Annotated in this window: 13 protein-coding genes; 8 read left to right on the top strand and 5 right to left on the bottom strand. The window is 41.0% G+C overall.

The window, feature by feature from the left end; all coding sequences use genetic code 11:
- Nucleotides 1–59: 59 nt before the first annotated feature.
- From E0698_RS06190 to E0698_RS06170, 5 genes are all read left to right on the top strand, one after another.
- Nucleotides 60–755 carry a response regulator transcription factor gene (locus E0698_RS06190; RefSeq protein ID WP_134914533.1) on the top strand — a complete coding sequence of 232 codons (696 nt, stop codon included), beginning with the start codon at nt 60–62 and terminating at the stop codon, nt 753–755.
- Nucleotides 748–1,752 (top strand): sensor histidine kinase, encoded by a 1,005-nt coding sequence (locus E0698_RS06185; RefSeq protein WP_192510954.1) that lies wholly within the window; start codon nt 748–750, stop codon nt 1,750–1,752. Before E0698_RS06190 ends, E0698_RS06185 begins: the two co-directional genes overlap by 8 nt.
- Before the next feature lie 102 nt (nt 1,753–1,854).
- Nucleotides 1,855–2,616 (top strand): ABC transporter ATP-binding protein, encoded by a 762-nt coding sequence (locus E0698_RS06180; RefSeq protein WP_149094368.1) that lies wholly within the window; start codon nt 1,855–1,857, stop codon nt 2,614–2,616.
- Complete coding sequence (locus tag E0698_RS06175) at nt 2,606–4,546, top strand: ABC transporter permease (RefSeq protein ID WP_192510953.1); 1,941 nt, start codon at nt 2,606–2,608, stop codon at nt 4,544–4,546. Before E0698_RS06180 ends, E0698_RS06175 begins: the two co-directional genes overlap by 11 nt.
- Before the next feature lie 179 nt (nt 4,547–4,725).
- Complete coding sequence (locus E0698_RS06170; protein ID WP_134911849.1) at nt 4,726–5,121, top strand: hypothetical protein; 396 nt, start codon at nt 4,726–4,728, stop codon at nt 5,119–5,121.
- An 85-nt stretch (nt 5,122–5,206) separates the two neighbouring features.
- On the opposite strand, the gene E0698_RS06165 is transcribed toward E0698_RS06170, so the two are convergent.
- The 4 genes from E0698_RS06165 to E0698_RS06150 form a co-directional block, all read right to left on the bottom strand.
- Nucleotides 5,207–5,458: an aldo/keto reductase gene (locus E0698_RS06165; protein ID WP_238353880.1), complete on the bottom strand. Its 252-nt coding sequence runs from the start codon at nt 5,456–5,458 to the stop codon at nt 5,207–5,209.
- A gap of 377 nt (nt 5,459–5,835) precedes the next feature.
- Nucleotides 5,836–6,795, bottom strand: coding sequence for a radical SAM protein (locus tag E0698_RS06160; protein WP_149094371.1), 960 nt, complete (start codon nt 6,793–6,795; stop codon nt 5,836–5,838).
- Nucleotides 6,796–6,913: 118 nt separating this feature from the next.
- Entirely contained in the window at nt 6,914–8,122 is a 1,209-nt protein-coding gene (locus E0698_RS06155; protein WP_149094372.1) for a spr1629 family repressor/antitoxin, read from the bottom strand.
- A gap of 39 nt (nt 8,123–8,161) precedes the next feature.
- Nucleotides 8,162–8,905, bottom strand: coding sequence for a spr1630 family ClpXP-sensitive toxin (locus tag E0698_RS06150; protein WP_149094373.1), 744 nt, complete (start codon nt 8,903–8,905; stop codon nt 8,162–8,164).
- Nucleotides 8,906–9,184: 279 nt separating this feature from the next.
- Here E0698_RS06150 and E0698_RS06145 point away from each other — a divergent pair, with 279 nt between their 5' ends.
- Complete coding sequence (locus E0698_RS06145; RefSeq protein WP_149094374.1) at nt 9,185–9,748, top strand: NAD(P)H-dependent oxidoreductase; 564 nt, start codon at nt 9,185–9,187, stop codon at nt 9,746–9,748.
- 84 nt (nt 9,749–9,832) lie between these two features.
- Here the strand turns inward: E0698_RS06145 and E0698_RS06140 are convergent, their stop codons facing one another.
- Nucleotides 9,833–10,192 (bottom strand): winged helix-turn-helix transcriptional regulator, encoded by a 360-nt coding sequence (locus tag E0698_RS06140; protein WP_134911845.1) that lies wholly within the window; start codon nt 10,190–10,192, stop codon nt 9,833–9,835.
- Between the two features lie 263 nt (nt 10,193–10,455).
- On the opposite strand from E0698_RS06140, the gene E0698_RS06135 reads away from it, so the two are divergent.
- Nucleotides 10,456–10,932 carry a DsrE/DsrF/DrsH-like family protein gene (locus E0698_RS06135; RefSeq protein WP_149094375.1) on the top strand — a complete coding sequence of 159 codons (477 nt, stop codon included), beginning with the start codon at nt 10,456–10,458 and terminating at the stop codon, nt 10,930–10,932.
- Between the two features lie 138 nt (nt 10,933–11,070).
- Nucleotides 11,071–12,579 carry an aminotransferase class V-fold PLP-dependent enzyme gene (locus E0698_RS06130; protein WP_192510952.1) on the top strand — a complete coding sequence of 503 codons (1,509 nt, stop codon included), beginning with the start codon at nt 11,071–11,073 and terminating at the stop codon, nt 12,577–12,579.
- The last annotated feature ends 41 nt before the right edge of the window (nt 12,580–12,620 follow it).

Raw genomic sequence — 12,620 nt, 5'->3', positions numbered from 1 at the left:
CATACAAACCAATTTTGCTATACACTTTATATAAAAAAGTTAAAAGTGCGGTGAAATCGTTGTTTAAAATCTTACTAATTGAAGATGATGAAACTTTATTTCATGAAGTTAAAGATAGATTAACTCAATGGGCCTATGATGTGTATGGCATCCAGGACTTTAGTAAGGTAATTCAGGAATTCACAATGATAAAGCCTGATCTGGTCGTGATTGATATTCAATTACCGAAATTTGATGGGTTTCATTGGTGTCGAATGATTCGATCCCGCTCTAACGTCCCTATCATCTTCTTATCATCACGTGATCACCCTACGGATATGGTGATGTCGATGCAGCTTGGAGCGGATGATTTTATCCAAAAACCGTTTCATTTTGATGTACTCATTGCAAAATTACAGGCGACACTTCGCCGCGTGTACAATTACAATACAGAACCTGTCTCCCTGAAAACATGGTGTGGAGCCACGGTCGATTACGAAAAAAATGTAGTTGCCAATGAGGCTGGCTCCATCGAATTAACCAAGAACGAAATTTATATTTTAAAGCTTCTAATTGAGCAAAAAAACAAAATTGTCTCCCGGGAGGAATTAATTAAAAGCCTTTGGGATGATGAACGTTTTGTCAGCGACAATACCCTGACCGTCAACTTGAATCGCCTGCGGAAAAAACTGGATGAGCTGGATTTGGGCCGTTTCATTGAAACGAAGGTGGGGCAAGGCTACATGGCTACAGAAGAGGCACATGCCTATGATTAAAAAATATCTTATGGAAAGGCGAAGCTGGATTCTACTTTTTGTATGTCAGCAATTCCTTATCCTGCTCATTGCTTATGTGGATGCAGCAATCCCGTTTATACCGATCCTTTATATTGTCTTCTTATCTATGATGGTATTCTTGGTTTTTTTAATTATCCGCTACCCTAAAGAAACCAAATTCTATAAAACATTAGAAGAATGGGAAAGCCCTCTCGAATTAACGGGTATAGGCGAACCGGAGAGTCCATTTGAGCAAATCATTGAACAAAAAATCACCGACCAGACCGAACGATTACAACAAATCATCTCGCAAAATCAATTGACACTTGAACACGAAAAAGATGAACTATTATCCTGGATTCATGAGGTAAAAACACCTTTGACCGCCATGCATTTGATGATTGAGCGATTGGACGATAAACCCCTAAAGGCTCAACTAACTTATGAATGGTTACGAATTCACTTACTACTGGACCAGCAGCTTCACCAAAAACGCATATCATGTATTGAAAATGATTTGTATGTCGAGCAAGTGAATTTAAAATCTCTGGTTTTTAAAGAGATTAAAACATTACAATCATGGTGCATCCAAAAAGGGATCGGTTTTGATATCCAACTTGAGCAAATGGAAGTGCTGAGTGATGCCAAATGGCTTGCTTTTATCGTTAGGCAGCTCTTAACCAATGCCATCAAATATAGCGATGCCAGTGATATTATCATTCACAGCTATGAACAAAATGATCGAATACGGCTTGAGGTCCAAGACTTTGGTCGCGGTATTGATCCGAAGGATATACCCCGTATTTTCGAGAAAGGTTTTACATCCACGACCCAACATTCTGATCATACTTCAACGGGCATGGGGTTATATTTAACGAAAAAGGCAGCAACGCCTTTGCTCATACATATAGATATGCATTCCAAACCGGACGCCGGTACAACCTTTACTTTAATTTTTCCCAAACAAAATGACTTCGTGAGTATGGTGAGCATGTGACAGAGATGTCACATGCTTTTATGTATTGTTCGCTCAATCAAAGGAAAAGCAGCTTCCCTATTTTTATAATAAAGTTACAAGAACAAAAAGGAGTGCGTCGAAGTGAATATTTTAGAAGCAAATAAAATTCATAAGAGCTACGGCAACAAACTAAATATTCAAGAGGTATTAAAAGGAATTGATATCCATATTGAAGAAGGGGAATTTGTCAGTATTATGGGAGCCTCCGGTTCAGGTAAAACCACTCTGCTCAATGTCCTTTCCTCCATTGATAAGGTAAGCCATGGGTCCATCAAAATTAAAGATATCGAAATGACGAAAATGAAGGAGAAGCAACTGGCTGAATTCCGCAAAAAACATCTGGGCTTTATTTTTCAAGAGTATAACCTGCTGGATACGCTAACCGTGAAGGAGAACATTCTTTTACCTTTATCCATCACCAAAACGCCTAAAAAAGAAGCAAACCGAAGATTTCAGGAAGTAGCTACAGAACTGGGAATTTATGAACTGAAAGATAAGTACCCCAATGAAATTTCGGGCGGACAAAAACAGCGTACATCTGCGGCTAGAGCATTTATTCATGAGCCCAGTATTATTTTTGCTGATGAACCTACGGGTGCGCTGGATTCCAAATCAGCCTCCGATTTATTGAACAAGCTGGGCCAGTTAAACCAGAAGCGCAAGGCAACCATCATTATGGTCACGCACGATCCCGTCGCTGCCAGCCATTGCAGTAGAGTCATTTTTATTAAGGATGGACAAATGTATACACAGCTTCATAAAGGTGAACAAGAAAGACAAAGCTTCTTCCAAGATATCATGAGAACCCAAGGGGTCTTAGGCGGGGTCCAATATGAACATTAATCTGCTCATTCTAAAGAATTTGAAAAAAAACCTAAAAAATTATTACCTTTATGTTTTTGCTCTCATTTTCAGTGTTGCGCTCTATTTCGCTTTTGTCACATTACAATACGATCCCTCCATGGACGAAGTGAAGGGTTCTGTTAAAGGTGCAGCTTCCATACGGGCAGCATCCGTTTTACTGGTCGCTATTGTCTGCATCTTCCTTTTGTATGCTAATAATATATTCATAAAAAGACGCAGCAAAGAAATTGGCCTATTTCAATTGATCGGAATGACTAAAAACAAAATTTTTCGCATCCTAAGTGCTGAAAACTTAATTCTATACTTCAGTTCACTATTCATTGGAATTGGGGTTGGATTTTCCTTTTCCAAATTAGTGATCATGATTTTATTTAAGACGACGGGCGTCGAAGCCATTGCCACTCTATATCTCTCTAACCAAGCACTGACTCAAACACTCATCGTTTTTGGTATCATCTATCTGTTGATCATGCTCATGAATTATTCCTTTATCAAAAGACAGAGTATTTTGTCTTTGTTCAGAGTGACCTCAACCACCGAAGGGAAAATCAAGAAAATATCTATCTATGAGATGATCATCGGGATCATTGGAGTTTCATCTATCGCTGTAGGATACTATGTTTCTTCCAAATTATTTGGTGGAGACTTTACATCCATGAATGAATTATTTATGGCTATGGTGTTTATTTTGGGCTCTGTCATCATCGGAACACTACTTTTTTATAAAGGATCTATCCGCTTTATTTCAAATATCATCAGAAAAAGTAAAGGCGGGTATTTGAACATTAATGAGGTGCTGTCTCTCTCATCCATTATGTTCCGTATGAAATCCAATGCTTTGTTGTTGACCATTATTACAACGGTATCGGCACTTGCCATCGGTTTACTCTCCTTAAGCTATATCGCCTATTATTCTGCGGATAAAGCAGCTGAGAACAATGTGCCTTCCCATTTTTCAATGACGAATATATCGGATGCGGAGAAGTTCAAAAAGATACTGCTTGAGCATGATATCAAGTATCGCGAAAAGAAAATTGAAGTCATTCAAGTCAGTGTGGACACAGCGCAAATCATGGAGACTCCTCTGGAAGGATTAAATATCGGTGCGAATTCCATGACGCTGCCTGTCATAAGCGATCAATCTGTGGAGGGTACGGATGTATCTCCAGGTCAAGCGATTTTAACGGGCTATAATGATCTGTTACAGAAATTTATGTCCTTGAAAAGCTTTGGCCCATTGGATTTGAAGGGGAAAAAGGAAGTCATACATCAACAATATTTGGGTCTAAAAAAGGAATATGTTATTCCCTACTATTTTACAGCCGGGGGACTACCCACTGCCATTGTAGACGAAACCATATTTGAGCGGTTAAAGAAAGATGTAAATCCTGAGATTCAAAAGAAATCATCCTTATATATTGGAATTGATATGATGAATGAAGAACAGATCAAAGAAGCCGATCGTCTCTTTACAGCTGCCAATTTTAATGATCAACAAACATCACGCCTTGAAATGAGCAGCAATCAGAAGCGGAACATGGGAGTGATCATGTTTGTAGTTGGATTTTTAGGACTCACCTTTCTCATTACATCAGGCTGTATCCTTTACTTTAAGCAAATGGATGAGAGCGAAGACGAAAAAGCCAATTATACGGTGTTGAGAAAGTTAGGGTTCACACAAGGGGACCTGCTTAGAGGCATCAAAATAAAACAAATCTTTAACTTCGGCATTCCATTAGTAATCGGCCTATCACACAGCTATTTCGCCGTCCAATCCGGCTGGTTCTTGTTTGGAACAGAAATTTGGATGCCTATGATCATCGTTATGGTACTATACACCGCCTTATATTCCATTTTCGGGATACTATCCATCCTGTATTATAAAAAAGTCATTAAAGCAGCATTATAATCGGTCAAAAGCTCCAGGCGAAAGTACTGGGGCTTTTTCCAAATGATTGAGCATTTTTATTCCTGCGTGTACAATAAAATGACTATCATCGTTACCCCAAAGGGGGAGAGCTTATTTTATTATTACTCATCAATGGCATCAGCATCGTAGCCAATATTATACTTGGTTCCTCTGTAGGCGTGGCAATTTTCATGGGAATCGTTTTTTTCCTGATTGGTTTACCTGAGTTTAAAAAATCGCCAAAGCTCACAAAAGAGGCTGTTAAAGATATCATCTATATTTTTTTGACCCTGTTGATTCTTCTTATATTTGTAGTCATCATTTCCTGGAATATCCGTACTTCAAGTGTCTTGAGTTTTTCCGGTCCGCTCACATCAGAAATGCAGTTTTACTGGGGGAGAAAAGTATTAATCATAGGTTTGTTGGAGGCCGCATGGTTCTTCATAAGTATAAAATGGTTGTTACCTATTGTTTTCGATCGGGTTGATCTCAGTAAGAAACAATCCATTTTTGTGATCAGCGGCATTTTATTAAGTGAGATTTCAGGTATTTATGCCATGCTAGGAGCAAGTTAAAAGAACCCCGCACTTCATGTCTGTGACAGAGAAGCGTGAGGCTTTATCCGTGGGAATATTCCCTTTTCAAGAACAGTATACATGCTTAACGCAAAGGCTCAAATCCTTCTACTTGCTTCAGAATCCGCTCAATTTCCGCGCATGTCTCCGGTTGAAGCATCACCTCGACTGCTTTCACATTTTCTTCGATTTGTGTCGGTTTAGTGGCCCCAATGAGTGCAGCGCTGATACCCGGTTCTCTCAGAATCCAGGCAAGCGCGAGCTGTGACAGGGTGACACCCAAATCCTTCGCCAGCTTATCCAGCTCCTGGACACAGTTTAGAACGGTATCGTTCATGTAACTGCTGATGACATTATTGACGGAGGCATCAGCCCCGCGGCTGCCCGTCGGTAAAGGTTGTCCCGTACGTCAACCAACTGCCCAAACCGATTTCACTGATTTTAAGACCACTGTTGCCTACATTTCTATATTTCATATCTGTTCCTTCTTTCGTAAGAGGATAGCCTTCTTATATTCTAGCATGTAAACCCTTTCACAAAAATATATGAAGTAGAAATCAGGTAGTTGCCTCATTTCACTTTTCCGCATTGTAAATGCTGATGGAATTGTGATCAAATATATAATAAAAAATAGCAAGAATGCTGTAACATCCCTGCTATTTAGCAATAGCCGCTTTTAAGGGCAACCACTCCGTTATTTACATCTTTCCTCTCTCAGATCCCTATTGGAAAAAGCGCATCGTATGCAGGACAAGGCAGTTTGTCGAGAAAATCCTGAAGCGGCTTGGGTTTATGGGTGTAAATGTCTTTTAGAGAGGTTCCGTCGTAAATGTTGCCGATGACCACGGGGTGGCACAGTTCACAGATCAGAATATCACCATTCCCGTGAAGATGAAGCTGCTTTTTACCATCCACGCAGTTTGAAAAGTAAACACCCGGCTGCTCCTTGAAGCCTAAAGCTTCTGCAAAGCGATCCATACAAGTGAAATACAGCACGGTGTCTTCCTTTTTATGTGCGATCAAGTCGTGAACGGAACGGACGAGTGCTTCCTTGGTGGAGATAGCGTTCCAGTTGGTATGATCCATCACGATGCTATTTTGGATTTCATGAATGCGTACACCGAGTTCATATACTTTCTCGCTGATTGCCGGCATGTTGTTCTGCGTCTCGGCAAATAACAAAGTCTCCAGCACCGTTTCCAGCTTGGCTTCGGTACATAACCGAATATTCTGGGCGATTGTCTCATACATGCGAGGATGAACATGATAATATGCCGCATATTTTTCGGGGTCCGTGAAGTTGAAGGAGATATGGATGTTGGAAAGTCCCGCGTCACGCAACCTCTCAATCCGTTCAGGACTGAGCAAGCTGGCATTAGTGTTGAGCTGGGTAGCGATTCCCTTGCTCGAACAGTGAGCCACAATGTCCAGACAATCCTGATACTTCAAGGTCACCTCTCCCCCGGACAGCCGCACGCGCTTTAAGGTGGGAATTTCATCGATGATGCGTATCACTTCTTTACTGCTGATGCATTGTCCATCATTACGCTGGTATGCGCAGCAATAATCGCATTTGAAATTACAATTGGAGGTGACACCAACTTCCAGCCCCTCCAACTCGTAGATACCCGGCTTTTCCAGTTCAAGCGATTTATATTTATTCTCTGTAGTCACTTCCATGACCCTCCCGATCTCAGGCTTGTGTCTTGAATTCCCTTGAGATTATACAGAATCAGGATGGCTGGGAGATATGACTTTGGTAACGGTGAGCGGTAAAAAACCATAGTCATACTTACTTATTTTCATCAGAGAGACGTTTGGATATATTCGTGACATTTTGTAGGCCGGAATCCATGCTTCTCGTCAAATACTTATTAAAAAAGTCAGAATCAATTCCTGTCATATGATAAAAGAAGGATATTTCAGTTTTCCAATCGTTCTCGACCATTTGACGAATGTCCACGAGTCCCCTTTTAGAAACAAGGTCGATAATGGTTTTAATCTTCATTGGTTTTTGAATCGGAATTAGTTCATCGAGCGGTTCAATTTTCAAATAACCTTTTCGATGTAAAGCAGCATAGAAGTTCCGATGATCTTTTGGTTCAAGATTTCCCAAATGAGCTGCCCTGTATCCCAACACTTGCAGCGAAGTCTTCCATTTCTTCTTCAAATCCAAGTAATTGTCTGGATTTGTGATATGGACAACATTTTCCATATCAAATGCGAATTCGTCTTTTGGTAATAAGAATGCCCCAGCAAACATATTCGCTTCATTCTCAATAATTTTGTGTTCTTTTCGATTTAAATTAGTAAACTCAAGGCGATAATGAAGCAGTAAATGGCCCAATTCATGTGCTATATCGAAGTTCCTCCGAACGGCTGATCGTTTCATATTCCCTAATATGATATAAGGTCGATCGTTGCGAGTCCAGAGGCTGTAAGCATCAATGTCTTCACCAATTGCCTTCTCAAACACGAATACTCCACTTTTTTCCACCAGAAACATAAGGTCCTCGTTTGTACCTTGCGCTAGATCAAGTCTTTTTCGTGCCAAATGAGCGACTTTATTGATTTGAGTCGATCTATCGTCATCTGAATGGTTTAGATATTCGATAACTTCGTCCCTTAACCTGATAATCTTCAAGGTAGGAAGGCTAACTTTGGCCGTGATATAGTTAATAAAAGCATCTAAATATTCAACATGCTTCGCTTCTGCCTGCGTCTTCGAGATGACGTTCAAAACTTTTGAACGATAAGCGATATTCATTACGTTTACGTTGGCAGGTGTGATGTTCCGAGCAAGCATGTCTGTAGTATAAAAGTATTTACTTTTCACGTTGAAAATCCGCTTTAACTCGTTCACGATTTGCATTTTAGGAGATGTATACGCGTTCTCGTACTGCCAGACTGCTTGTTCCGTAACACCTAACATTTCGGAGAGCTGTTTTCTCGAATGTCCATGCATGATCCGTAGATTGGTCAAATTTTCACCAATGAACATGCTGCTCCCTCCTTATTTGACTAACACAATCTTGCTTGTCTAGTTGTGCTGCTCTTCTTCCAAGATCCCGATATCGAATGCTGCTGGGTCCATAATATCTTCATTCATTTCTGGTGCAACTACTTCGCGATCCTCTTCCGTTAAATCAGCTCCAGAGATAAAATTTGAGAGATCTTCTATCAGATAAGCAATGTTATTATTTGGATTAGGCAAATAATGCATTATTTCAGATATCTGATAGGCCTCATCGAGTTCATATGTGAGTATATGGAACTCATTATAGGACGATTTGAAGCTTTCAAGCTCATCTTTTACCTGACTCTCTAAAATGAGAAAAGAAAGTTGTTCAGGTTCTTCCCCTGTTTTCGAGGATTGCTGAGTAGGGGAAAACATCAAATCTTTGTTAATTTTTGAAAGTTCATGAAGATAAGTACGACGTGGACCTTTCCTACCATAATTGCTAGGTAGCTTCGCTTGTGAAAAGCAATTCTCATTGAAATAAGCGGCGTTCTTAATAAGAAAGAGAATTTTGGAGTCGCCATGGATGAATTGGAGATAGTCCCACGTTAATCCAGCCTTCGATTTCTTATATGTAAAACCGTGATCAACGCACTCTTCTGCGATCTTGCTTTCGATAAAATTACCCTTGGTCCAGGCAAAAGCTGAGCTGATCTTCATTTTTGCTTTTCGATCTTTACGATGCTCAATATAGTCGCGATATCCATCTACGATAGCATCAACAATCATTTTGTTGTGTTCGGATTTAAATTTGAATTGATCCATATCCACCGCTCCGATTCATAAGTATGAACAATACTTATATTTTAATCGAAATTCGGGCTTAAGAAAATGATTTTTTTTATTTTTTTTAAAGTTTGACTATATATTCTCACCCTGAGAAGAAAATAATATACGGCAAACCGTATCACAAATAGTGGTAATGCGGAGGGTGGAAATAACACTAACCTTTATGTAAGTACCTGTACTAAAAGTGCATACTTACTTATTTGCAGTGCGTACTCTATACTCTAGAAGTAAATCATATTCAAGGAGGGCAAATCATTGAAAACTCTCATTATCGTATCGCACCCAAACATAGAAAATTCCGTGATTAATAAGCGATGGGTAGAAGAACTCAAAAAATATCCTGAAAAGTATACTGTACACGAATTGTATAACATTTACCCTGACGGCAACATTGATGTGGAAAAAGAACAGCAATTAATTGAATCACATCGTAATCTTGTTTTACAGTTCCCGGTCTATTGGTTTAATTGTCCGCCACTTCTTAAAAAGTGGCTTGACGATGTTTTTGCTTATGGTTGGGCATATGGTTCAAATGGAGGGGATAAATTAAAGAATCGTAAAGTCGGCTTGGCTGTATCTGCCGGAATCAAAAAAGAAGATTACAGCGAAGAGGGAAGATACCGCTATACGCTTGAACATTTATTATCTCCTTTTGAAACTACATTGCTATACTGCAATGCGGATTATCGTTCGTTTTTTGCGTTTTATGGTATAGAAAGCGAACCTGGTGAAAATGAGCCTGGCAAAGAAAATGAGCTGGTTACACCCCATTTGGAAAATAGCGCGAAAGATTATTTGAATTTTGTGGACAACCTGTAATAGGTAGCTTTATTAAAGCTACAAAAAAGAAGTATTTCCTTGTTTAGGAGATACTTCTTTTTGAATTAGACTAAATAGATATGCCTACCGCTGTATAGCCTCCAGAGCTGGCGAACTGTTATTCTCTCCCCACTCGCACATCATATTTAACAATGGAATGAGAGAAAGACCGCGTTCAGATAATGAATATTCAACTTTTGGAGGGACTTGGGGAAATTCTTTGCGTATGATCAGGCCATCTGCCTCCAGTTCTTTCAACATGATGCTTAGCGTTTTAAAAGAAATGGTACCGATCCTTCGCTTCAGCTCATTATGCCGCATAACCCTATTTTCAGATAGACAATACAAAATGATCATTTTATATTTACCGCCTATTAAGGACAACGTATATCCGAACCCAGTATCTTTTAGCATCACACCAGTAGGAACACAGCTTTCACTCATAAGTTACACTCTCCTTTGGGTGGGTATAAGACATAAATATGCATACTGTGCATTTTACAGTGTTACTGAAAGGAGGTAAAGTAAGATCGGTTCTTCGCTATACTGCTTGGTTAAAGATGCTTTTAATAAGTTGGCAAAACGATTTGACATTCATTCCTTCTTACGATAGTTGCCCTCCAATTGTGAGCGATATGTGAACTGGGCATACTTCTCATTTCCAAATCCATACTGAATATATCTGTTGGTAATGGAGGCGGAAGGTAGTGGACAAAAAGATGAACCTGCTCATGTTCAGCGGGGATTATGATAAGGCGATGGCTGGACTGATTTTGGCGAATACGGCTCGGGAATTGGACGTGGACGTGACGATGTTTTTTGCGTTCTGGGGACTATTTCTTGTTCGTGATCCTGATAGGATGACGCTTGAGGACAAGACGATTTATGAAAAAATTATGGGCTGGATGACTCCAAAAGGACCTGAGGAGCTGCCGTTGTCCAAAATGAATTTTAGCGGTCTGGGCAAGCTGATGCTGACGGAAATGATCGAAGATAACGAAGCCCCGAAGCTGATTCATTTCTTGAAGGGGGCACGGAAAAAGAACGTCAAATTTTATGCCTGCAAGCTATCGGTGGACATTATGGGTTTTAAACCCGAAGAATTCATACCTGAACTAGAAATTATCGAGGCTAAAACGTATCTCAAAGACGCGCTCGAATCCGATATGCAGCTGTTCATATAAGCTGTAACTCACGCCTTGTCCGACTCTCGGATGAGGCTTTTATTTTGACAAAATGATGACATTCGCCTATTTTTCTTAACCCATTCGGGTCTTCCTACGTACCCTAGAACGACAGAACCACGTGGGAGGCGCCGCAGTATGCTCAAGGCTCGGATCGGAAGCAACAATAGTGCGTACCAGCCTTCTGGCGAGGCTTATTTCGCACGGTATCGGGAAGGTACGATTGGATATCGTCAAACCTTTGAATCTCCATACGGGCCAAAAAAGCTGGTGTATGCGGATTGGGCTGCCAGCGGTCGTTTGTATGGACCTATTGAGTCCAAAATAACTAACCATTTCGGTCCTTTTGTGGCGAATACCCATACGGAGTCTAATTTGACAGGTACCCTGATGACCCAAGCCTACGAAGAGGCAAAGCGAATCATTAAGAACCACGTTCATGCCAACGAACAAGACATCATTCTGTTTGCCGGGTCTGGTATGACAGGGGCAATAAATAAGCTTCAACGCATGCTGGGATTGAAATTACATGAAAAATTAAAGCATCACTACCCTATCGCTGAAAAAGAACGTCCCGTTATTTTTGTCACCCATATGGAGCATCACTCGAATCATATCTCCTGGGCTGAAACGATTGGAGACGTCGTGTGCATTCCTCCCGGTCCCGGTGGTACCGTTGATCCGGCAAATCTGGAACGTTTGCTGCTTCAATTCCGTCATCGCCCTATCAAGATCGGCGCTTTTACAGCCTGTTCCAATGTTACGGGGTTTGAGCCGCCGATTTATCAACTGTCCCGCAAAATGCATGAGCATGGCGGGGTGTGTTTCATTGATTTTTCTGCAAACGCTCCTTATGCCGCGATCAACATGCATCCCGCAGAGCCGCTTGAAAGATTGGATGCTATTGTATTTTCTCCCCACAAATTTCTCGGCGGCCCCGGAACAAGCGGTGTTCTCGTTATGGATTCGAAACTAAGCCTCAACCATGCCCCGGATCAGCCTGGAGGCGGTACGGTAAGCTGGACCAATCCTTGGGGTGGGTACGAATATAAAGACAATATCGAAGCACGCGAGGATGGGGGGACTCCTGCTTTTCTACAGGCCATACGAACGGCACTCTGCATTCGGCTAAAAGAACAGATGGGACAAAAGCGCATGTTGGAGCGCGAAAATGAACTAACGTCGTTATTGTTAAACGGGTTGGATAAAATACCAGGCCTGCACGTTTTAGGTGGAAGAAGCCAAGAACGACTCGGAATCGTTTCTTTCGTTGTTGACCATATCCACTACAATCTGATCGTAAAATTACTGAATGATCGGTTCGGAATCCAGGTCCGCGGCGGCTGCTCCTGTGCAGGAACGTATGGACACTGTTTGCTGGGTATCGACCAACAAACCTCTAATGAGATGTCAGACCTCATCCATGCGGGAGACCTATCGAGAAAACCCGGCTGGGTGCGCCTGTCCCTCCATCCCATGATGACGAATCAGGAAGTCTCCTATATCGCCTCTTCCATACGGGCAATCGTGGAAAACATCATGACCTGGCAAAAAGATTATACCTATCAACCAGAATCAAACGAATGGCGATCTATGAATGAACATAACAAAATAGACATCAGCAAATGGTTCAATTTTAGCGATTAGGAGACTCCTGTCCGTTTCCTTCTTTCAAAACGCTCATAGGA

It is taken from the genome of Paenibacillus sp. 23TSA30-6 (genome assembly GCF_014858585.1).
Classification (GTDB): domain Bacteria; phylum Bacillota; class Bacilli; order Paenibacillales; family Paenibacillaceae; genus Paenibacillus.
This window is presented reverse-complemented; position numbering and strand designations above follow the sequence as displayed.

What these genes read in the sequence shown, in the direction of transcription:
- E0698_RS06155 (WP_149094372.1), bottom strand. Translation starts at nt 8,122, where the DNA reads ATGTTCATTGGTGAAAATTTGACCAATCTACGGATCATGCATGGACAT.
- E0698_RS06165 (WP_238353880.1), bottom strand. Translation starts at nt 5,458, where the DNA reads ATGAACGATACCGTTCTAAACTGTGTCCAGGAGCTGGATAAGCTGGCG.
- E0698_RS06185 (WP_192510954.1), top strand. Translation starts at nt 748, where the DNA reads ATGATTAAAAAATATCTTATGGAAAGGCGAAGCTGGATTCTACTTTTT.
- E0698_RS06175 (WP_192510953.1), top strand. Translation starts at nt 2,606, where the DNA reads ATGAACATTAATCTGCTCATTCTAAAGAATTTGAAAAAAAACCTAAAA.
- E0698_RS06140 (WP_134911845.1), bottom strand. Translation starts at nt 10,192, where the DNA reads ATGAGTGAAAGCTGTGTTCCTACTGGTGTGATGCTAAAAGATACTGGG.
- E0698_RS06130 (WP_192510952.1), top strand. Translation starts at nt 11,071, where the DNA reads ATGCTCAAGGCTCGGATCGGAAGCAACAATAGTGCGTACCAGCCTTCT.
- E0698_RS06150 (WP_149094373.1), bottom strand. Translation starts at nt 8,905, where the DNA reads ATGGATCAATTCAAATTTAAATCCGAACACAACAAAATGATTGTTGAT.